The 21,032-nt window shown below is 61.4% G+C and carries 23 protein-coding genes, 1 tRNA gene and 1 riboswitch; of the genes, 10 read left to right on the top strand and 14 right to left on the bottom strand.

The window, feature by feature from the left end:
• Positions 1–41: 41 nt before the first annotated feature.
• From CJD35_RS06710 to CJD35_RS06700, 3 genes are all read right to left on the bottom strand, one after another.
• Positions 42–851 carry an undecaprenyl-diphosphate phosphatase gene (locus CJD35_RS06710; protein WP_017181743.1) on the bottom strand — a complete coding sequence of 270 codons (810 nt, stop codon included), beginning with the start codon at positions 849–851 and terminating at the stop codon, positions 42–44.
• 126 nt (positions 852–977) lie between these two features.
• The gene (locus tag CJD35_RS06705) at positions 978–1,904 is read right to left on the bottom strand and encodes a complex I NDUFA9 subunit family protein (protein ID WP_026002154.1); all 927 of its coding nucleotides are present in this window, start codon (positions 1,902–1,904) and stop codon (positions 978–980) included.
• A gap of 76 nt (positions 1,905–1,980) precedes the next feature.
• Positions 1,981–2,559, bottom strand: a complete 579-nt coding sequence (locus tag CJD35_RS06700) for a TMEM165/GDT1 family protein (RefSeq protein ID WP_026002155.1) — start codon at positions 2,557–2,559, stop codon at positions 1,981–1,983.
• Positions 2,560–2,577: 18 nt separating this feature from the next.
• Positions 2,578–2,768, bottom strand: a riboswitch (yybP-ykoY riboswitch).
• Between the two features lie 33 nt (positions 2,769–2,801).
• Here CJD35_RS06700 and CJD35_RS06695 point away from each other — a divergent pair.
• Positions 2,802–3,218, top strand: coding sequence for a DUF1801 domain-containing protein (locus CJD35_RS06695; RefSeq protein WP_017181746.1), 417 nt, complete (start codon positions 2,802–2,804; stop codon positions 3,216–3,218).
• 9 nt (positions 3,219–3,227) lie between these two features.
• Here CJD35_RS06695 and CJD35_RS06690 read toward each other — a convergent pair whose 3' ends face one another.
• From CJD35_RS06690 to yajC, 4 genes are all read right to left on the bottom strand, one after another.
• Entirely contained in the window at positions 3,228–3,536 is a 309-nt protein-coding gene (locus tag CJD35_RS06690; protein WP_017181747.1) for an Mth938-like domain-containing protein, read from the bottom strand.
• A gap of 89 nt (positions 3,537–3,625) precedes the next feature.
• Positions 3,626–4,609: a protein translocase subunit SecF gene (gene secF / locus CJD35_RS06685; RefSeq protein ID WP_017181748.1), complete on the bottom strand. Its 984-nt coding sequence runs from the start codon at positions 4,607–4,609 to the stop codon at positions 3,626–3,628.
• Between the two features lie 118 nt (positions 4,610–4,727).
• Positions 4,728–6,326, bottom strand: coding sequence for a protein translocase subunit SecD (gene secD, locus CJD35_RS06680; RefSeq protein WP_017181749.1), 1,599 nt, complete (start codon positions 6,324–6,326; stop codon positions 4,728–4,730).
• 7 nt (positions 6,327–6,333) lie between these two features.
• The gene (gene yajC, locus CJD35_RS06675; RefSeq protein ID WP_017181750.1) at positions 6,334–6,669 is read right to left on the bottom strand and encodes a preprotein translocase subunit YajC; all 336 of its coding nucleotides are present in this window, start codon (positions 6,667–6,669) and stop codon (positions 6,334–6,336) included.
• Positions 6,670–6,871: 202 nt separating this feature from the next.
• Here yajC and CJD35_RS06670 point away from each other — a divergent pair.
• Positions 6,872–6,948: transfer RNA gene (locus tag CJD35_RS06670), tRNA-Pro, on the top strand.
• A 114-nt stretch (positions 6,949–7,062) separates the two neighbouring features.
• Here the strand turns inward: CJD35_RS06670 and CJD35_RS06665 are convergent.
• The 3 genes from CJD35_RS06665 to CJD35_RS06655 form a co-directional block, all read right to left on the bottom strand.
• A complete protein-coding gene (locus tag CJD35_RS06665; protein WP_241763582.1) occupies positions 7,063–7,545 on the bottom strand; it encodes a PilZ domain-containing protein in 483 nt (160 codons plus the stop codon).
• Between the two features lie 176 nt (positions 7,546–7,721).
• Positions 7,722–8,846 (bottom strand): glycosyltransferase, encoded by a 1,125-nt coding sequence (locus tag CJD35_RS06660; protein ID WP_017181752.1) that lies wholly within the window; start codon positions 8,844–8,846, stop codon positions 7,722–7,724.
• A gap of 6 nt (positions 8,847–8,852) precedes the next feature.
• Positions 8,853–9,638, bottom strand: a complete 786-nt coding sequence (locus tag CJD35_RS06655) for a sulfite exporter TauE/SafE family protein (RefSeq protein ID WP_017181753.1) — start codon at positions 9,636–9,638, stop codon at positions 8,853–8,855.
• A gap of 296 nt (positions 9,639–9,934) precedes the next feature.
• On the opposite strand from CJD35_RS06655, the gene CJD35_RS06650 reads away from it, so the two are divergent.
• From CJD35_RS06650 to CJD35_RS06635, 4 genes are all read left to right on the top strand, one after another.
• Positions 9,935–10,423 carry a hypothetical protein gene (locus tag CJD35_RS06650; protein ID WP_017181754.1) on the top strand — a complete coding sequence of 163 codons (489 nt, stop codon included), beginning with the start codon at positions 9,935–9,937 and terminating at the stop codon, positions 10,421–10,423.
• 85 nt (positions 10,424–10,508) lie between these two features.
• Positions 10,509–10,775, top strand: a complete 267-nt coding sequence (locus CJD35_RS06645; protein ID WP_017181755.1) for a spike base protein, RCAP_Rcc01079 family — start codon at positions 10,509–10,511, stop codon at positions 10,773–10,775.
• A complete protein-coding gene (locus tag CJD35_RS06640; protein ID WP_017181756.1) occupies positions 10,775–12,043 on the top strand; it encodes an SGNH/GDSL hydrolase family protein in 1,269 nt (422 codons plus the stop codon). The genes CJD35_RS06645 and CJD35_RS06640 overlap by 1 nt, the downstream gene beginning before the upstream one ends.
• 155 nt (positions 12,044–12,198) lie before the next feature.
• On the top strand, positions 12,199–12,387 hold the full coding sequence (locus CJD35_RS06635) for a hypothetical protein (RefSeq protein ID WP_017181757.1): 189 nt from the start codon (positions 12,199–12,201) through the stop codon (positions 12,385–12,387).
• A gap of 4 nt (positions 12,388–12,391) precedes the next feature.
• On the opposite strand, the gene CJD35_RS06630 is transcribed toward CJD35_RS06635, so the two are convergent.
• The 3 genes from CJD35_RS06630 to CJD35_RS06620 form a co-directional block, all read right to left on the bottom strand.
• Positions 12,392–12,703 carry a hypothetical protein gene (locus CJD35_RS06630; RefSeq protein WP_229380560.1) on the bottom strand — a complete coding sequence of 104 codons (312 nt, stop codon included), beginning with the start codon at positions 12,701–12,703 and terminating at the stop codon, positions 12,392–12,394.
• Between the two features lie 101 nt (positions 12,704–12,804).
• Positions 12,805–14,286 (bottom strand): TolC family outer membrane protein, encoded by a 1,482-nt coding sequence (locus CJD35_RS06625; protein ID WP_017181759.1) that lies wholly within the window; start codon positions 14,284–14,286, stop codon positions 12,805–12,807.
• 102 nt (positions 14,287–14,388) lie between these two features.
• Positions 14,389–15,711 (bottom strand): cell wall hydrolase, encoded by a 1,323-nt coding sequence (locus CJD35_RS06620; protein ID WP_026002156.1) that lies wholly within the window; start codon positions 15,709–15,711, stop codon positions 14,389–14,391.
• A gap of 136 nt (positions 15,712–15,847) precedes the next feature.
• On the opposite strand from CJD35_RS06620, the gene CJD35_RS06615 reads away from it, so the two are divergent.
• Together CJD35_RS06615 and CJD35_RS06610 are read left to right on the top strand one after the other, a co-directional pair.
• Positions 15,848–16,744, top strand: coding sequence for a sulfotransferase family protein (locus CJD35_RS06615; RefSeq protein WP_017181761.1), 897 nt, complete (start codon positions 15,848–15,850; stop codon positions 16,742–16,744).
• Positions 16,732–17,910, top strand: a complete 1,179-nt coding sequence (locus tag CJD35_RS06610) for a sulfotransferase family protein (RefSeq protein ID WP_254908085.1) — start codon at positions 16,732–16,734, stop codon at positions 17,908–17,910. Before CJD35_RS06615 ends, CJD35_RS06610 begins: the two co-directional genes overlap by 13 nt.
• On the opposite strand, the gene CJD35_RS06605 is transcribed toward CJD35_RS06610, so the two are convergent.
• A complete protein-coding gene (locus CJD35_RS06605) occupies positions 17,844–18,641 on the bottom strand; it encodes a WecB/TagA/CpsF family glycosyltransferase (RefSeq protein WP_017181763.1) in 798 nt (265 codons plus the stop codon). The genes CJD35_RS06610 and CJD35_RS06605 overlap by 67 nt on opposite strands.
• 161 nt (positions 18,642–18,802) lie before the next feature.
• Between CJD35_RS06605 and CJD35_RS06600 the strand changes: the two genes are divergently transcribed.
• Together CJD35_RS06600 and CJD35_RS06595 are read left to right on the top strand one after the other, a co-directional pair.
• Positions 18,803–19,345 carry a polysaccharide biosynthesis/export family protein gene (locus CJD35_RS06600; protein WP_229380562.1) on the top strand — a complete coding sequence of 181 codons (543 nt, stop codon included), beginning with the start codon at positions 18,803–18,805 and terminating at the stop codon, positions 19,343–19,345.
• 408 nt (positions 19,346–19,753) lie between these two features.
• Positions 19,754–21,031, top strand: coding sequence for a sugar transferase (locus CJD35_RS06595; RefSeq protein WP_017181765.1), 1,278 nt, complete (start codon positions 19,754–19,756; stop codon positions 21,029–21,031).
• The last annotated feature ends 1 nt before the right edge of the window (position 21,032 follow it).

Genomic DNA, 21,032 nt, shown 5'->3' with positions numbered 1-21,032 from the left:
ATGATCGCAGGAACTTATCGCATAAATAGACCGTTTCGGCCCTATCTCATCCCCAGCCATATCAGAGCGGCCACGCCAGCGACGATTCGGTACCAGGCAAAGGGCGCGAAGCCATGTTTGGACACAAGCCCGACGAACCAGCGAATGACCAGCAACGCGACAATGAAGGATACGACAAAGCCCAAGGCTATACTGCCCCAGCCTACCGCTGCGCTGGTGATCTGATCGCCCTTCTTGATCAATTCCAGCGCGGTCGCGCCAAGCATGGTCGGAATGGCGAGAAAGAAGCTGAACTCCGCCGCCGTGCGCCGTTCGACCCCGAGCATCAGCGCGCCCATGATCGTCGCGCCGGACCGGCTGACCCCCGGCACCATGGCCAGACACTGGATGAAACCGATCGCCAAAACGCGCACCGTCGGAATATCGGCGATGCCATGAAATCGCTGATCCTTGACCGCCCGTTCGATCAGCAGGATCGCGATGCCACCGGCAATCAAGGCCCAGGCAACCACCTGCGGCGCGCCAAGCAGAATTTCGATATAATCGTGCAGGGCAAGGCCGATAACGGCCGAGGGCATGAAGGCGATCAACAGATTGCGCAGGAACCGCCAGCTTACCGGCTCACGCCGCAAAAGCCCCATGCCGACCGCCCAGAAAGTGCGCCAGTAGAGCACAACGACCGCCAGAATGGCGCCAAGCTGGATGACGACGTTGAACATCGCCCAGGTCGATGCATCATAGCCCAGCAATTCGCTGGCCAATATGAGGTGCCCGGTCGAGGATACCGGCAGAAATTCGGTCAGCCCTTCGACAATACCCAGCAGGATGACGGTCAGATAATGCAGGTCCATGATTGGGATCGTCCTCCGATAATCATCCCGTCACCCCGAACGTCATGCTGAACATGCTTCAGCATGACGATGAGGGAGAAGATTGTCTTACAGCTGATAGCCCCGCGTCACGGCGGAGCAATGCCCTTAGGCGCTCACCCGACCGGCGAAGCGACCATGCTTGCGGTAACGGACCATCCATTTGTCCGCGACCCCCGCCATCGGCGTGGCGACGACGCCCAGGGCATCCAGCCCCTTGGCCCCCGGCGCCACGACATTGTCGCGCCCCAGCATCGTCAGTTGATCGCTGGTGATCGGCCCACCCGGCAGCATCGCTAGCAGCTTCGCGGCCGCATGTGGCACATCGACCAGCGCCTTGTCCCGGCCAGTCGCCCTGGCGATCCACTGGTTGACGTCCTTCATGCTCAGCACCTGCGGCCCGCCCAGCTCGTAGGTCTGGCCGCCATGGATACCGGGCAGCTCCGCCGCATTGGCGATAGCCTGCGCGACATCGGCGACATAGACGGGCTGGAACCTGGTCGCGCCGCCGATCACGGGGACCACTGGCAGCATGGCGACGATCTGCGCGAAGCGGTTGAGGAACTGGTCCTCCGCGCCGAAGATGATCGACGGACGGATGATGGTGGCGTGGGGGAAAGCAGCCTTTACCGCCGCTTCGCCTGCCGCCTTCGACCGGCCATAGGCAGACGGGCTATCGGCGTCGGCACCGATCGCCGACATATGGACAAGCGCGCTGACACCGGCGTCCGCCGCCGCCGTGGCGACATTGGCAGCGCCGCGATGGTGAAAGGCGTCGAAATCGCCCTTCAATATGCCCACCAGGTTGATGACGATGTCGCTGCCTGCCACGGCCCGCGCCACGCTGGCCGGGTTGCGGATGTCGGCGGCGATGAACTGTACCTGGCCCAGCCCACCCAGGGGCTTGACCCGCAGCGCAGTGGCGGGATCACGCTGGGCAATCCGCACCCGCGCGCCCCGCGCCAGCAGCACCTGCGCCACCTGACGACCGACAAAGCCGCCGCCGCCGAATATCGTAACCAGATAGTCTTTCATCACCTGACCCACGTTCGTCCGAGAGGGAATATGCTGCCCATTCCCTTGCCCCAGCCGCGCCGCGCTGACAACCGCTTTACCCGACCCAGCCGACCAAATCGGCGATCATCCACAGGCCCAGCAGCAGGAACAGCAACGCGGCGCCAACCTGCAACGCGCGCATCGGCACTTTCCTGGCCAGCGCCTCGCCAAACAGCACGGCGGGGACATTGGCGATCATCATACCGAGCGTCGTCCCCGTCGTCACCGCGATCAGATTATCGAATCGCGCGCCCAGCGCGATGGTCGCCACCTGCGTCTTGTCGCCCATTTCCACCAGGAAGAAGGCGACCAATGTGGTCAGGAACACGCCCGCCTTCGACGGCGCCTTGAGCGGCGCATCTTCGTCAATCTTGTCGGGCACCAGCGTCCATGCGGCCATGGCGATGAAGCTCAATGCCACGGCATAGCGGAACCAGTCCTGCGTCAGCACGCCCGCGATGGAGTGGCCCAGAAGGGCGGCAAGGAAATGATTGGCGATCGTCGCGATCAAAATGCCCAAGATGATCGGCACGGGCTTGCGAAAGCGCGTCGCCAGCAACATCGCCAGCAATTGCGTCTTGTCGCCCATTTCGGCAAGGGCGACGAGTGCGGTGGAGGTAAACAGAGCTTCCATCAGACAATATCCGGGGCCGGGCGGAAGTGATAGACGCAATGCCACCGTCGCCTCCCGCCCGGCCGGACAGAAAAGCGCCGATGCCATTGGTCTCGCCTTACGCAGATTGTTCCGCGTCCCCCATGCCATGACCTCTCGGCCAAATATGTTGACATAAGGCCCGCTCCATTTGCGCTGGAACGGCTGGCTACTCCCCAGATGACAGGCTAGCCTCTACGCGTCGAAGCCGGGGATGACAAGTCATGGGTAGGGACAGCAACAAGACGATCGAGACCGATAGCGACGCGGCAGCGTTTCTCGCCGCGGTCGAACCGCCCGAACGGCGGGAAGATGGGGAAAGGCTCGCCACGCTGATGCAGGCCGTGTCCGGCGAGCCGCCGCGCCTGTGGGGATCGTCGATCATCGGTTTTGGCCGTTATCATTATCGCTATGACAGCGGGCGCGAGGGGGATGCGTCGCGTATCGCCTTTTCCCCGCGCAAGGCGGAACTGGTCCTCTATCTTTCGGGCGTATCGGACGAGGATTGCGGGCCACTGGGCAAGCATCGGCGCGGCAAGGGATGTCTCTACATCAAGCGCCTGTCGGGCATCGACATGGATGTTCTGGAGGCGCTGATCCGGCAGAGCTGGTCCTATATGGCGGACAAGCATCCGGCCTGAACGAACAGGTCAGAGCGGCAGCAGCGCTGCGACGATCCAACGTTCTTCGGCACGCAACACGCCCCAGGCGCGGGCCGCGGCGCGGCTGTCCATTGCCTCTACGCCGATCCCCAGCGCCTCGACCGCGCGGACAAAGGGCCGGGGCGGCTGGCGCAATCCCGCGCCGGTGCCCAGCAACAGAAATTCGGGGCGCGGATCCCCATCGAACAGATCACCCAGCGCGGCGAGCGTCAGCGCGTCGATCGGCGGGGCATCGTCCCACGCCATCGCGCGGACCGGGCTGAGCAGCAGCCCGGTCGGAAACACATCGTCCCGCACCCGGAAACCGCGCCCCTGGAATCCGGTGACGATCGGCCCCTGGCCGCTATCGTCGCGGCGCAGTTCGATCCCGATGCGTTTCTCGCCGCTCAGGGCTGCGCTCCGTCCCGTGGGCCGACCCGTTCGGCCTGCGCGGCGATGTTGGCCTTGCTCGCCTTCTTTTCCGACGACATCGGGGTCAGCCCCAGCGAAATCAGCAACGAAGAGGAGACATAGACCGACGAATAGGTGCCAACGACAATGCCCAGCATCATGGCCGCGGTAAAGCCACGCAGCACATGACCGCCAAACAGCAGCAGCGCGCCCAGCGCCAGCATGATCGTCACCGACGTCATCACCGTACGCGGCAAGGTTTCGTTGACGGACAGGTCAATCAGCGCCTTCATGTCCATCTTGCGATATTTGCGCATATTTTCGCGGATACGGTCGTCGATCACCATCTTGTCATTGATCGAATAGCCGACGATCGTCAGCACGGCCGCGACGATGTTGAGGTCGAATTCCAGCTGCGTCACGGCGAAAAAGCCCAGCGTCATCAACACGTCATGGACGATCGCGACGAAGGTGGAGACGCCGAACTGCCATTCGTAGCGGAACCAGCTGAACACCGCGATGCCCAGGATCGCCAGCACCACGGCCAGTACGCCATTCTGGATCAGTTCGCCCGATACCTTGCCCGATACCGTGTCATAACGGGAGAAAGTGACACCGGGGAATTGCGCGGTCATCGCCTTGCGTGTCTTTTCGACCACAGCGTTGGCCGCGCCAGCACCGCCCTGTTCAGGCAGCGGCAGGCGGATCTGCACCGTCTTGGGATCGCCAAACTGCTGGAGCGAGCTTTCGCCCACACCCAGCGATCCTATCGTCGCGCGGACCTTGTCGGTTTCCACATTCTGAGGAAATTTCGCCTCGATCATCAGCCCGCCGACAAAGTCGACGCCCATGTTGAGGCCTTTATAGGCCGTTGCGCCAAGGGCCAGCACGGTCAGCAAGGCGGTGAGCGCGAACGCCCATTTCCGCATCGCAACGAAACCGATATTGGTATTGTCAGGGACGAGTTTCAGAAGTTTCATGGCAGGCTTCCTTCGTCATCCCGGACTTGATCCGGGATCCAGTGCCCGGAGCGCTGCGCTTGGCGCTCTGGATCCTGACTTTCGTCAGGATGACGGGCAGGGAGGGGGAGTGGCGCGATCATATCGTGATGTCCGTCGGCCGGGTGCGGCGCACCCAGTTGGCGACGATCATGCGGGTGAAGGTGACGGCCGTGAACACGCTGGTCGCGATGCCGATCAGCAGCACGATGGCGAAGCCCTTGACCGGGCCGGAGCCGAGCGCGAGCATGATGCCGCCGGCGATGGCGTGAGTCACATTCGCTTCGAAAATCGTGCGGCTCGCTTCCTTGTAGCCATGTTCGATCGACTGGACGACATTGCGCCCGCGTCGCCTTTCTTCGCGGATACGTTCGTAAATCAGCACGTTGGCATCCACCGCCGTGCCGATGGTCAGCACGAAGCCCGCAATGCCCGGCAGCGTCAGCGTCGCGCCCAACATGCCCATCACGCCCAATATGACCGCCACGTTGATGGCGACCGCCAGATTGGCATACATGCCAAAGCGGCCATAGCTCACGAACATGAAGAGCGCGACCGCAACCACCGCGATGACCGACGCGATCAGCCCGGCGCGGATCGAATCAGCGCCCAGCCCCGGCCCGACGGTGCGTTCCTCCACCACCGTCAACGCCACCGGCAGCTTGCCCGACCGCAGCGCGATCGCCAGCTGGTTGGCGCTTTCGACGGTGAAATTGCCGCTGATCTGCGCGCTGCCGCCCAAAATCGGTTCGTTGATATTGGGGGCGGACAGCACCTTGCCGTCCAGGATGATGGCAAAGGGGCGGTTGACATTCTGCGACGTCACCTGCCCGAATTTGCGCCCGCCAGAGCCATTGAAGCGAATGTTGACGATCGCCTGGTTATTCTGGTCATAGCCCTGCGTCGCGTCGGTCAGATCCTCGCCCGACACCATCACCTGCCGCTTGACCGCGATCAGCGGCACGCCCGATGGATTGTCGGGATAGGGCAGCACTTCGCTGCCCACCGGCGCGCGACCTTGCGCCACTTCGGCGGGGTTGGCGGTGAAATCGACCAGCTTGAATTCCAGCTTCGCGGTCTGGCCCAGCAGATCCTTCAGCGCCTTGGGATCCTGCAGGCCGGGCACCTGTACGACAATGCGGTTGTCGCCCTGCTGCTGGATCGTGGGTTCGCGCGTGCCCATCTCGTCGATGCGCTTGCGGATCACTTCGGTCGCGACTTCCATCGCGCTCTTGACCGCATTGTTGATCCCCGCTTCGGTCGGGGTGATGACGATGGTGGAGCTGTTGACCACCTCGACATTGAAATCGCGCTGTCCGGTAAGGCCCGCGCCCTGCGTCAACGGACGAATACGCTCGACCGCGGCGTCCACCTGCGACGGATCGCGCACCATGAAGCTGAGCTTCCCGTCGCGGCTGGAGATGTCGCCGATCGCGATCCGGGGGTCGCCCCGGCGCAATTCGGTGCGAACCTGCTCCTCCATATTGGTGAGCCGCTGCTTGGCGACATCCTGCGTGCTGGCTTCTAGCAGCAAATGGCTGCCGCCCGACAGGTCGAGACCCAGATTGACCCGCGTCTGCATGAAACCGGGCAGCCGGGTGACGACCGAATCCGGCAGAAAGCTGGGTACGGCGCACAGCACGCCGATCGCCAGCGGCAGGATGATCGCAAAGACCGCCCAGCGCGAAAAGTTCAGCATCGTGGGATCAGTCGTTCGCTGGCTTGGCAGTGGTCGGGTCGAGCACGTCGGTGAGGGTGGACTTGACCGCCTTCACCTTCATGCCCGGCGCGATTTCGACTTCGGCGTAAATCTCGTCAACGCGCGTGACCTTGCCCAGCAGGCCGCCGCCGGTGATCACCTGATCGCCTTTTTTCACTGCGTCGATCTTGGCCTTGTGCGCCTTCATCCGCTTTTGCTGCGGACGGATCAGCAGGAAATAGAATACCACGAAGATCAGGACCAGCGGCGCCATCTGCACCAATATGCCGCTGCCGGATGCTGGCCCGCCCGCAGTCTGGGCAAAGGCTGTCGATATGAACATGGGTGGGACTTTCCTGAAGCAGGTCGCGCCTTGGTTTCTGTCGGCCGCAGGACGCACATAGCGCCCACGGATCAAGCCGCGGCGGCTACCACAGATGCAGGCGGGGAGGCAATATGATTAGGCCGATACGCAACAGCCGCAAAAGAGCAGCATCGAATCCCTTGCAACTTGGCGAATGTGCTTCTAAGAGCCGCCCTCCGGTCGGGACGTAGCGCAGCCTGGTAGCGCATCACACTGGGGGTGTGGGGGTCGGAGGTTCGAATCCTCTCGTCCCGACCAAAATTTTGAAAAAGTGCGGCCGTCCGGCGGAAGGGCGCACGAGAATCTCCCAGGCGCTATCGCGCGGGAGTCCATGTTCAGCAGCGATAATCGTATCGGGGAGCGGACGCTGCCCTAAATGAGAAACATGGCTGCCAGAATCAGCAGCCAGATGGTCAAGGCTGCACCAGCGACTATCGCCAGTTTTTGCGGTGGGCTGAGACTCGCTGTGTCTGCGGACAGTTCAGAACCATCCTTTTCCGCGATATTCGCGGGAGCAGCCTGATATTTGAAGTTTTCCTGGACGACGGAACTGTCGAAGCGGAGAATCGTGTCGAGCTCCGCGCGATTGAGCGGCTGCACGAAGGCGCAGCCAGCGATCGTTCCTTCGACACGGACGATCCGCACCGCCCTGATACCGACGCCCGGCACGCCGATGGTCGTCGCCTGATCGGGCAAAATCTCGAAAGGCAATTGCATGCGAAAGCCGGTGAGCGAGATATCCTCGATCTGCACGTCGAACGGCGTATCTTCACCATCGCGCAAGGTCGAAGCGCGGTCCAGCTGCATTCGCTGCGCGCCACGATTATCGCTGTACAGGGTCGCTCGAACTGACATTGGCGGGCTCCATAGCCGGGGACGGCAATTTGGACCCATTCGCCTAAGAAATCGTAAAGATACCGTTGAGGATTGAACGACAAGCGGCAGAAAGCAGGCTGGCTGTCGGTCGGCAAGCATGGTGGAATGGCGATCGACCTGGGCAGCGACGCGCAGCCCCGCCGGTGTTCACCCCATCAGAGCGCTGACGTTCCGCCCCGTGACCGCAAATGGGCAAACAGCGCCATATAATTGTCGACCGCGCGATCCAGCGTGAAATCGGCTGCGCGCGCTTTGGCCGATACCCTGTCGAGCGGCATATCCAGCGAAGCGCCTATGGCCTTGGCCAAGGCGTCGCTGTCATCGACAGGAACGAGCCGTCCGAACCTGCCGCCTTCCAGCACTTCGAGCGGGCCGCTGGGGCAATCGGTCGCAACGATATTGGCCCCGCAGGCAAGTGCTTCGATCAATACGGTCGGCAAGCCTTCCCAACGCGACGACAATATGAAGGCATCGGCAGCGCGCATCATTGCAAATGGGTTGCGGCTGAAACCTGCCAGATCGACATGATCGTCCAGGTTCAAGGATTTGAGCTGCGCCTCCAATTGCGGACGCAGCGGGCCTTCGCCCAGAATGACCAACCGGACGGGGCGTTCATCCAGCACCTTGCGCACAGCGCTGATCAGGACATCGAAGCCCTTCTGGTGATGCAGTCGCCCGCAACCCAACAGAACGGGTATGCCCGCCCCGTCGGTCAACCAGCGATGTTCCGGCGCTTCGCCCGAAAGCGCCACCAGCCCGTCAGTGACGACAGGATTGTGGATGACCTGATGATTGTGCGGGTGCCCGCGCGTAAAGGCCAGGACAGCCGATTCGACGCCCTGAGAGACGCTTACGACCCGCGAAATGCCCGGATAGACGAATCGCGCCAGACGATAGGCCGCCTTGACCGAGCGGTTGGTCAGCAGCGCGTAATTCTGCCCCATCTGATTATGTTCGACCGCCACATGCGGGATGCCCGCCCGTGCGATCCGGTTGGCCAGCGCAGCGGCGACATTAACATGGGTGAGATGGCTGACGAGAATATCCGGCCGTGCCGAACGCAGCCAGCGGGCAAGCGGGCGAATGCTGGAAATGGAACGGCGATTGCCAAGATCGACCAGTTCGATCGCCGGATCGAGATCGTCCAGATAGGGGCCTTCCCGCCGTGCCAGGATCAGCGTAACCCGTTCGCCGCGCGCCACCAGTCCGTTCATCAGCAGGACGGCCACGCGCTCGGCCCCGCCGCCGGCAAGGTCCTGAAGAAATGTCGCGACGTGCATAAGTGACTAGCCTACCAGCAGCTTTATGCCGACCAGCATCAGCACCAGCGCCAGCACCGACCGGACCAGACGGTCGGGCAGTTTGGACGACAACAGCGATCCGACGATGATGCCCGGTATCGATCCGACCAGCAGCGACCCCAGCAACGCAAAGTCGACATTGCCGATCCACAGGTGGCCAAGCCCCGCCACAGCCGTCAGCGGCACAGCGTGGATAATATCAGTGCCCACGAGGCGCGCCGCCTTCATCCGCATGGGATAGAGCGCGATCAGCATGGTCGCCCCCAGTGCGCCCGCCCCCACCGACGTCAGCGTGACGAGCACGCCCAGGATGAATCCGGCCAGCACCGTCAGCGGCAATTGCATACGCCGGAAGCGTTGCGCCGTGTCCTCCTGCATATCGCGGGCATAATCATGGATTTGCCGACGCGAAAGCGTGGCGATCGCCGTCATGATCAGCAAGACGCCGAGCGCCGAAAGGATAAGATCACTCTGGAAGGAACTGCGGGGCAGTTTGGACAATAGTGCGATCGTCAGGACGGATGCCGGAAGGCTGCCCATCAACAGGCGACGCACCACGGTCCAGTCGGGCTTCCCGAAATGATGATGGACGACGCCCCCGACGGTCTTGGTGATCGCCGCGAACCACAGGTCGGTCCCGACGGCAGTGACTGGCACGATTCCAACCAGCAGGATGAGGATGGGTGCCATCAGCGACCCACCGCCCACGCCGGTTATTCCAACGAGCAAGCCCACGAGCAGGCCAGCCAGGCTGTGCACCCAATCGATCATCAATACGCGTCCCCCTTGCCCGCTCAGTGACGGACGACTGGTCGGACATGCACGATTGGCTTGTGCTTGGGAAGGCGCAACTTGGCCTTGACGCGCTTGTAAATGGCTCTCTGCTCCCTCCGTTGGCCGATCAATTCGGCCATTATCCATTCAACATGTGACCATGAAGCGGGGCACAGGCGTCCTGCGAGGCAAATTCGTGGTTTTCCGCCAGTTAACCCTAACGAATGATTCGGGTTTAAGGGAGGCGGGCCTATGCCGTTTTTGGTACCAAGACACGGCGACAAGGTAACAGCATGTTCCCCAATCCAAAATCCCTCATCCTGGCCACGCGCTATGCGCTTGGACTGATGACGCTGGCCCTTCTGGCCGCTGGGGTCATGCTTGCGACGGACAGGGTTCATTTGTCGCCTTCCGCCATATCCTGGCTGTCGCTCACGGCGGTTGCGGTCCTGTTCCCGGCGCTGCTCGTGGCGTTTCCCCGTTCGCGTCGGTCCGATCTGCTGGCCGCGACGCTGATCCTGGTCATCGTGGCGGGTGGCGCACGGATCGCCACCGGGGACATTGCCGGATTGGGGGACATGTCCGCGATGATGATCCTCATCGTCGCGATATATCTGTCGTCGGGCATAGATATTTTGCGCCAGCGCGCACGCCGCTACCCCAACGAATTGTTCGAAGTCATCGCCATCGAGGAAAAACGGGCGCGCCGACGCGGTGACGCCAAGCGAGCCAGCCCGACCATGCGACCAGAAAATGCCAACTCAATGAACCAAATAGGATAAAATTTTTCGGCTGCCGATCCTATTTGCTGTCCTACAGCCCATGGCTCGGCATATGTGAGTCGCCTCTTCACGCAGGAGGCGCAAAATGACCGATCCCTATACCAGCTTCATCGACAATCCGATTGCATCGGCGCGGGCGCCCTACGCCGTCGTTCCCCATGACAGTGACGCTCTGCCCGTCGTGCCCAAAGCGCTGTACATCGGCACTGGCGGCACGGTCATATTGCGGGGCGTCGATGGCACCGCTGACGTCAGCTTCCTCAATGTCGCCGACGGACAGGTGCTGGATGTTCGCGCCCGTTACGTCCGCGCGACGGGCACGACAGCCGCCAATATCGTGGCGCTTGCCTGATGACCCGGCTCGGATATGGCTTTGGCCGTGGCGCGCGCGGTCCGGCAACGGCGCGCCCGGAGGCGCTATGGCGCCTTGCCACCGTCCGTGCCGGTGAAAGCGCCTATGGCATCGGCAATGTATCAACGTCCAATTCGGCGCGGACCAGCGGGCGCATAAGGGACATGCTGTCCAACGCGCACATGACCGCGTTGCGCTACGCCGATGCGGCATTCATCATCGGGTCCGACCAGGCCGAAACGGCAGTCAGCCCGCAATCGATACAAAGGGCGTTGGAAATCGGCCCGGCGGTCGGGCGGGTAACCTGGTCCGGCAGCGCTATCGGTACGATCCCCGGCGGAGCGCTGCTATGGTCCGACGATCTCCTGCCCGGCGCGCTCGGCCTGTCCGAATTCCCGCCCGGTGCCATGGTCTGGCATCGATCGATGAAGGACAATCTGGTCGGTGACACCCGCGCCAACTTTCCCATGACCGGGCCTGGTACGCCTGAGGGAGAAGATCAGAGGGGCACCACGATCGGCGTAGATCGGTTGATGCAAACTGGCGCACTTCCGGCAGATGGCGGAGCAAGGGCCCAGATCGATGGTGCACCGGGGGTACTGATCGGCCTGGCCAAAGATCATGGTCCCACTGTGCTGGTTGGCGGCGACAGTCGTTTCTATGGCGTATCGGGTAATGCCGGGCCCGGCACCGGGACGGCGGGCGGGCCGCCACGCATGGCGCTGGAACAGGCGGGCATTCCGCACGCGATGCAGGCACGGTCGGGGTCCAAGATCCAGGATTTCGTCGCGGGCGACTTCGCCAAGCCGGTTTTGCGGATCGGGATCATTGCCTATGTCAGCGACATATTATGCAACTGGTCCGTCAACGACATGAGCAACGGACGCACGGCCAGCCAGATATTGGGGGACATCGCGGCCCTTGTCGCAAAGGCGAAGGCGATCAATCCGCAGGTGCGGATATGGTGGACGACGATGGCCCCCTCCACCAACGGGTCCAATATTCCGGTCGGGCTATACGCCAACAGCGCAAATGACGGGCGTCAGGCGTTTAACAACGAGATCAGGACCAACTTTGCGGTCTATGGGCTGTCGGGGCTTGTCGATATTTCAGCGGCAGTCGAAGACCCCACACAGACCGATCGCTGGGCCGACTTTGCCAATGACAGTTCAGATGGGCTGCATTCCCGCCAGACGGGGCAGGCCAAGGAAGCGGCGGTGATCAAGGCGTGGGCGGATGCGCTGCCCGCACCCCTGGCCGCTTATTGACGCGCACCGCGATGGCGAAATGACGGCGCGCGGCGCTCGCCATTTCGCCACGCTTGCGGCCACACAGGTGAAATCGCGGCTTTACCGGGCCTTGGCAGAATCTATCTCGCATTTCAAATCTCTATTCTTTAAGTAGAGATTTAAGGAGATGAGCCATGTACATGGAGTCAATCGTCGATGTGGAGGCTGTTTTTGTCCCCTGGCGCGGTACGTCGCGTCCGCGCGCCAGGCGGCTCAAGCCATGGAAAGTGTTCCGCAACTATGCGATTTTCGCCGCTATCGTGGCGATGATCGTGGCGTTCTGGGCAGCTTTTATCGCGGGGCTGATGCTCCTGCTGCCCTGACTGGCTACAGACGAAGCAAGCTGTCGATCTGAGCCTCTCGGCGCAATTTCTCGCACTCGGCTTGCCAATGCGTTGCCTCTGCACGCAGGCGTTCAAACTTGTCCAGTGGGATCCAATGACGCGATCCGCCCAGCGAACCGTCCGCGCGGACGGTGACGCTGTCGGCGAGCCGTTCCATCATCTGCGCCAGCTTTGCAAAGTCGCTCACGCGCAGGCTCACCTGGGCACCGTCGCTGGCTCCGTCGATCGCCGCGCGCATCTTGCCCGCTTCCGCCCGAACGATGGCGGCGATCTGCCCGGCTGATGTTGCTTCCATCCCTGCCTCCTGTCGATACAGCATCATCTGCGAACGAGAATGATAGCCAAAGAGGGTTAACCGCTCGTAACCATGGCGCGCCGTGCAGCGCGCACCAATCGTCAAAAGCCGGAAAATCCGGGGATCAGTATGGTGGCTGGCTGCTGTGGCGGTGTGTCAGCCGTGCTGGAACTGATCGGCTTGGGTTGGGGCGCAAAGTCAAAATCCAGAAATTTGCCCGTGCTGCGCGCATAATTATCCCTGGGATCATAATAGGGCCGATCGATGCCCAGGTCGCGCGCTTCGGCCCGGCCCATATTGGCCAGAAGCGTGAAGGCCGACACATAGGCGTCGCGGCGCGCACTCACCAATTGGACTTGCGTGTTGAGCAATTCCTGCTCCGCGTTGAGAATGTCGAGGATGGTTCGCGACCCTGCGGAGTTTTCAACCTTCACGCCATCAAGCGCCAGTTCAGCCGACTTGACCGCCTCTTCCGCGGAGGTGATCGTTTCGAGTGCAGCGCGCCAAAGCGCATAAGAGGCGCGGGTTTGTGCGATGACGGCGCGTTCGGTCGCGGTCGCCTGCTCGATCGCGCTCGATTCGCGTGCGACGGCCTGGCGCTGCTGCGCGCCGGGGCGCCCACCCTGATACAGGGGAATGGAAATAGTCGCCCCTGCCGATGCCGCTTTGTCATTGCGGACATTCACTATGCCGCCCTGATTGACGACGGTGGACCCCAGATAGTCCGTCTGCGATCCATTGATGAAGGCGCTGACCCGCGGCATGATCTGGCCATTGGCGGATTTCACGTCATATCGCGTCGCGTCGCGAGCCTTGTTGGCCGCAAGCAAGGCAGGATTGTTTGCCAGCGCCAGCGCCACGGCCGCTTCTGCACTTTCAGGCAAGCCGGGCAGCGCGGGGGGCACTTCAAGATTTTGCGGCGGCTTGCCGACAAGGGCGATGTAATTTTCCTTCGACGCGATGAGTTGCGCCTGGGCGCTTTGCAGGCTGGAGCGCGCCAACGCCAGGCGGGAGCGGGACTGGGCCACGTCGGTCCGGGTCAGATCGCCAACCTCGAACCGTTCCTGACCAGCGCTGAGGTTGATGTCCAGCGCGCGGACATTCTGGCGGTTCAATTCGACGATCGCACTATCGCGCAACACGTTCATGTAAGTCGCGACAATGGACTGGAACAGATTCGCCTCGACGCTGCGCAGCGAAAACTGGCCGGATTCGACCCGCAATTTAGCGGCGTTCACGGCATTGCGGACGGAGCCACCATTATAGAGCGGCAAAACCACCTGCGCGTTCATGCTTAGCGCTTCACCCGCAGAAATCTGGGGAAACTGGCGATAGATATTGTTGGAATAGCTGATGCTGCTGTCCGCGAAGGGAAGGCCGCTGGACCGCTGGATGGCGACACTCTCGTCAACGGCGCGCTGGTCGGCCCGGGCCGCAGTGATGGAAGGGTTGTCCTTGTACGCCAGTGCCAATGCTTCCATCAGCGTTTCGGCCGACGCTGGCGTCCCCACCATGGCAACCGCGATTATCGCTGCCAGCGGGAAAAAATTGCTTCGCCGTCCCATCATTGCCTTGCCCCACATTCCACCCCGCAGCAGGCATGCTGCTTGCGCACAGCCCTGCCAGAATAAGGTTAATGGTTCGCAAAGCATGTTTGCGTCCGCATGCCGCCAGACGCGACCGGCCTATTTGGGCAAAAGCCCCATGCGGTTGTCAGGCAGGCACTGCCGCGGATCAGGCCGGTCGATCACGGCGCAGTCGAAAAGAACGGTTTCCTTGCGCCGATCACCATCCACCCGATAGAAGAACGACATGGTCCGTGCCGCAGCGGCGGATATGACCGAACCGGATGGCAGGTCACCGGGGTTGAGCCAGCCGATCACGGTACATTCCGGCTTGTCGCGGCACATGCGATAGGCGGTGACGGCATAGGAACCCGCAAATGCGCCGGGTTCCAGCGACAACATATACGCGCCGGCAGCGGGTGCGGCGTCATGCAGTCGGCTGCCCTTCAATATCCATGCAGGAACGTCCGCCCCGGCATCCTTGCGATCGGCGCCGTTTGCCACCGACGAACGATCGCGCCAGTCGCCCATTTTGGCAAGGTCGTAGGACAGGATGGAGGACGGGCCATCTTCCTTTTTCTGATCGCCCGACAGGCTGGCGATCGACGCTATTACGGGTTCATCCGACATGCTGACCCTGCGCAGCATCCCTGCATGGGACCAGCGGAAAAATATATGCCCGCGCACCATCACCAGCTTGTCCATCTGCGCGGACCAGTAAGGCACGACATAGTCGGTGTGATAATGGGTTGCGGTGCTGACAGCCCCGAACACATAACCGTTCAACGCGGCCTTCGCGGCGATCAACGCGCGCGACCAGGCTGATGCGCTGGGGCGGCGCCGCGCGATCGAGCCGTCGCAGGTAAAGGTGAACTGGCAACCAATGGCGCGCTCGCTGCCCTGAAACACGACGCCGCACACGCTTTTGGGAAAGGCCGGGTGGCGCACGCGGTTCACCACGACCTGTGCCACCGCGCGCTGGCCAACCGGATCGTCACCGGCTTCATAATAAGCCGCGCTCGCCAGACATTCCTGCGCCCGCCGCCAATTGTCCGCCGACCCCGAATAGATGAACGGAGGCGCGGGAGGCCGGGGCGCCGTGGAAAAGGGCTGCGCAGCGTTGATCGCACGCGCATCGGGCGCGGCCAACGGCTTGAAGATCAGGGGCGGCGGTTCCACGCCAGTCGCCGATCGGCCGGTCGCCATGTGCGATCGCGGATCATAATTGGGGGGCACGCCATAATCGGGCTGCGACGGGACCGCTGTGAGCGCGTCGACAAAATGAACCGCCAATGACAGGCCCGCGGCCAGGATCAGCCCGCATAACAGGATCGCGACCGTCTGGCGCGCCGACGGCTTGCCCCAACGACGGGTCACCGCATATTCGACCACGGCCGGATCAATGTCTGCGCTTTGATCGGCGGATGGAGGAGATGCAGTCATCTGGCGAATCCAATTTTGAAGCAGCCCCCTAACATCAAATGGTTAATGATGTGGGAAGAAAATGCGATTGGTTGTAGAAGAAGAATATTCCATGCGAGTCAAAACCTGAATGGAACGGGAGGGGCGAAATAGTCTGATGGACATGCCTACCGAACAGACCCTGCGCAGGCGGATTCTTTATCGTCCCCGTTCGTTCATTGCCACTGCGCGACTCCAGGCGCTACTGGCCGTTCGGCGCGGTGACCGCATGTCGCCCCATATCTTCATAATCGGCGCACAAAAGGCAGGCACGACATCATTGTTCCGGGATCTGACGAACCACCCGCAGATCATCGCGCCAGTCGCCAAGGAGATCCATCAGTTCGACAGGCACAAGATGCGCCCGCTCGAAAATTATCTCGCCCACTTCCCGTCGTTACAGGATGCAGAGGAGCGCATGCGCCGGGTGGACGCGCCGGTGATGACGATGGATTGTACCCCTTATTATTTCATGCATCCCCAAGCCGCCGAACGCATCAGCGCCTTTTGCCCGGACGCGAAAATCATCGTAATGCTGCGTGATCCATGCGCGCGTGCATGGTCGCATTATTGGCATGAAGTCGCGCGCGGTTTCGAAACATTGGAACCGGAGGCAGCCTTCGCCGCCGAAGCTGAACGGATCATCAAGCCGCACGACCATGTCGGCCCCGACAAGCAGGCGCGCTTCGCGCACCAACATTACAGCTATTGCGCGCGCAGCGAATATGACGTGCAGATCAGCCGGTGGCAGGCACTGTTTCGATCCGATCAACTCCTGTTCATCGCCACGGAGCGATATCAACAGAATCCGGCAGCAGAGCGCGATCGCATAGCGGCGTTTCTGGCGATCCGACCTTTCGCGCATGCGCAGGACCAAGGCAAGCTGAACGAGGGACGCTACCCCGCCCCTGCCCCTGCCATGGCCGCCTGGCTAGACCAGCGCCTGCACCGATCGCGAGAGCGGACCCGCGCCATGCTTGGCGCCGATTTCGGGTGGCCCACATGGCGCGGATAATTCAGACCCCGCCCCCCGCGCCTGCCGGCACCCAACCGGCCTGGCCTGCGCAGGACATCCCGCCAGGCGATGCAAGCCCCTGCTCCACGCATCGCGAATATGGCGCGACGGCTATCCCCTCAGCGATCGGGAAAGAAATAACCCCGATATTCGTCGTTGGCTGCCAGCGAAGCGGATCTACCCTGCTAGGGGCCATGCTGGGCAGTGGGAATCGCATGATCGCAACGCCCGAGTCGCAATTTGTCGCCGACCTGATGCCTCATGATCCTCGCCAGATCATGGAGTTGGGACGGGCGATCGACGCGATCACGGCCCATCCGCGCTTCAAGCTGTGGAATTTTTCCATCGGCGACCAGCGCCCCGCCGGATACGGCACATTCATGGACGCGGTGAATTGGCTGGTGCGGACCTATGGTGCCCGATCGGGGCGCATGGATATAGATTATTGGGTGGAGCATCAGCCGGGCAATGTGCGGCATATGCGGGCTTTGGCGGAGGCATGTCCGGACGCGCGATTCGTCCATATCGTTCGGGATGGACGAGCCGTAGCCAATTCGCTGCTCAAGGTTGACTGGGGACCAAACAGCATTTCCAGCGCGGCCCATTTCTGGTCTCAACGGGTGGCCATGGGCATGGCGCTTCGCGACTGCCTGGCGCCCAACCGTTGGGCGCGCGTGCGATATGAGGATCTGCTCGCCCAGCCGGACGAGGAATTGCGCCGCATTTGCGCAACGCTGGAATTGCCTTTTGACGAAGCGATGATTGCGGCGCGCGGCTATCATGTGCCGCCATCAACCCGCAAACAACATCACCTGGTCGGCCAGGCGCTTGCCCCCCAACGAATCGATGCCTGGCAGCAGGAATTGAGCCAGCGGCAGGTCGAGATATTCGAGGCGCATGTCGGCCCGCTCATCACCTATCTTGGCTATCAACTTTCCTTTGGTCGTTCAGCGCGCCTGCCCAGTGCCGCCGAAACCGCTCGCATGATCATGGTCCAGCTTGTTCAGGGCTATCGTAACCGGCTGAAGCTTGCGATCAACATCGGCAGGGCGCGCGCAGAGCGGACTGCTGCCGATAATGGGAGCACGGCTGCTACCGCCTATCCCTGGCGGCGTGGCGTCTTGCGCAGGATCTGCCAGATGGCGTCCAGGTTGGTGGTCAAATAGCGCCAGAACAACCGGCGCGGCTCCAACGCCATGCGATACAGCCATTCAAGGCCCGCCCGCTGCATCCACATCGGCGCGCGCGGACGACTGGCGGACAGGAAGTTGAACAGCCCACCGCATGTCTTGACCCAGGCGATACCGCCGAAGCGATGCAGGTTGCGCGCGACGAAAACATCTTCCCTGGGCATCCCAAGAGCGACCCACAAAATATCCGGTCGAGCATCGAGGATTTGCTGGACCACGGCATCTTCTTCTTCGGCGGAAAAATAACCGTTGCGCGCGCCAGCGATTACAAGGCGCGGGTAAAGCTGGCGAACCCGCGCAACGGCCCGGCCATTTTCTTCGTCCGTCGCGCCAAGGAAATACATGCTGTAGCCATGATCCTGTGCCGCTGCGGCAAGATCATGGAACAAGTCGGTCGTCGCCGCGCGATCGGGAATTTCCCGGCCGGCGATCAGCCTGGCCGCCCACAATACAGGAACGCCGTCAGCCGCCACCGCGTCAGCGTGGCGATAGGCGTCCCGAAATACGCGGTTACGCGCATATGCGGAAATGACATTGCCATTGATCGCGGCGTGGTAACGGGTTGTCGCACGTCCCTCGCGCGCCTCACGGCAGTCATCGAGCATCAGTTGCACCCATTGCCGAGTGGACAAGGGCGAAACCGGAATGTCGGCAATGATGACGGGCGCGACAGGTTCAGGCGAGTCGGATAAATGTAGTGACTTCATCGCTTCCCGTGCCCATCAGCATATGTCGATGTTGCTTGTCACACCGCCATGGCAAGGTCAATAAAGACCGTTATTCCGCTTATTTGCCTCGGCGATTCGAGGGAAAATTGTGAAATTGGGGGTTTGCTATGCGCTCTAAAGCCTGGATTGTGGCGACAATCATGATGAGTTCGGTACTGACGACCGGATGCACCACCAGTGGCCCGCTGCCCGCGGCGGCGCCCGGATCAGTGGCCGCGACGACGACATACCGGATCGGGGCTGGCGACAAGTTCCGTCTGAACGTATTTAACGAACCCGCTTTGTCCGGTCAGGAATATTCGGTGAATACCGAAGGCGAAGCATCGCTGCCGCTGATCGGGCTGGTCAAGGTCGACGGCATGACTCCCCGTGAAGCAGAAGCGGAAATCACGAAGCGCTATGCAGCCGGTTTCATCAATAATCCGCGCGTAAATATCGATATCAGCCAGTATCGGCCCTTCTATATATTGGGGGAGGTCAAGCAGCCGGGCCAATATCCCTTCGCCACGGGTCTGACCGTGCTCAGCGCCGTCGCCATCGCGCAGGGCTATACCTATCGCGCGGACCAGAAGCGGGTGTTCGTGCGGCATGGCGACAAGTCGAGCGAGGAATCCGTACCGCTTGCTGCGGATACGCCCGTGCTGCCTGGCGACACAATCCGTATTCCCGAACGCTTCTTCTGATCGCCAGGCCTATGGTCGCTTTGGGCTTTGCAGTCCCGACCAGACGCCTCGACAGGAGATATTGGCAGACCCTGTGTGCAAATGTGCACGGGGTCTTTGCCCCAGCGCCTAATCGTGACTATAATGTGCAACAACGGTCCAAGGCGTGAACGCACCCGACTGGCGCGCGCGTATTGCGTACCTGTCCCATTATTGCTTCACGGTTTCAAAATGAAACATTAGACGGCATAAACTCATTGCCTGGCATAAGGCATCCGGTAATGTTGGGGTATTAAGATGCCCGCGTCGAGCAGGTATTAAGGGGTAGCCGTGTATATAGCCGCGGGAACTAGTACTTCGGCTGAGAAGTCCCGTAGGGATGGCAGTCTAATTCGTGTCGGCATCTATGGGCTGCAATGGGCGCTCGACGTGCTGATCCTGATCGGCAGTTTTTCTTTTGCCAGCCTGATGCGTTTCGGCCACCTGCCCGTGGGGGAGAGCCGGAACTGGATTATCGTCCTGGTATCCGTATTCATGGTCATCGCCTTTTACGGTCGACTTTACACGCTCGATTCCATGCAATCGCTCACCACATCGGTAAGGCGCGCGGCCATGGCCATGATGTGGGCCCTGTCGATTGCCGTTTTGGGCTTTTTCGCGTCGAAACATGTCGATACCATGTCCCGGCTGGTACTGTTCACGGGCACGATCACGGCGTTCACGCTGCTGCTTTTGATTCGCCTTCCTTTCTTCCTCCTCATCCACCGCATCGTCGGCAATCGACTTTTACGGAAATTATTCATCGTGGACGGCGTGGAACCGCGCGAAATGGAAGGTTATGATATCGTCCTTTGCGCTGATCTCGGTTTGAAGATCGATCTGCACGATCCCGCCGTCCTGCATGCACTGAGCAGCAAGATCCGCGAATATGACCGTGTCCTTGTCGATTGTCCGGTCCACGAACGTGAAAACTGGTCCCTTTTCCTGCAAGGGGTAGGCTGCATCGGCAGCCTGCTGATCCCCGAACTGCAACCCGTCATTTCCGATCATGCCAAATTGAGGCTGGAATCGGCGTCTATCCGTGTTTCCACAGGCCCGCTCGATTTGCGAAGCCGTGCATTGAAGCGGGTTTTCGATCTGGCAGTGACCTGCTCCGTGTGCCTGTTCCTCGCTCCCTTGCTGGCCATCACCGCCATCTGCATCAAGCTGGACAGCAAGGGGCCGGTACTGTTCAAGCAGCTGCGCATGGGCAGAGGCAACCGGCTATTCTATGTCTACAAGTTCCGCAGCATGCGGGACGATCTGGCCGACGCTACCGGCAGCAAATCGGCATCGCGCGACGACAAGCGGATCACGCGCGTCGGACGGATCATTCGGGCTACGTCCATCGACGAATTGCCTCAGCTTTTTAACGTGTTGCGTGGCGACATGTCGCTGGTGGGGCCACGGCCGCATGCTCTTGGTTCGAAGGCCGGCAATGACCTGTTCTGGAAAGTCGATACGCGCTATTGGCTGCGTCATTCGACCAAACCCGGCATTACCGGACTGGCTCAAATCCGGGGGTTCCGAGGCGCGACCGAAACCCATCGCGACCTGACCGAACGCCTGCGGTACGATCTTGAATATCTGCGCAACTGGTCGATTTTTCGGGATATCAGCATCCTGCTCGCAACCTTTGGCGTGGTCGTGCACAAAAACGCCTATTGAG

This window comes from Sphingobium xenophagum, assembly GCF_002288285.1.
Lineage (GTDB): Bacteria > Pseudomonadota > Alphaproteobacteria > Sphingomonadales > Sphingomonadaceae > Sphingobium > Sphingobium xenophagum.
This window is presented reverse-complemented; position numbering and strand designations above follow the sequence as displayed.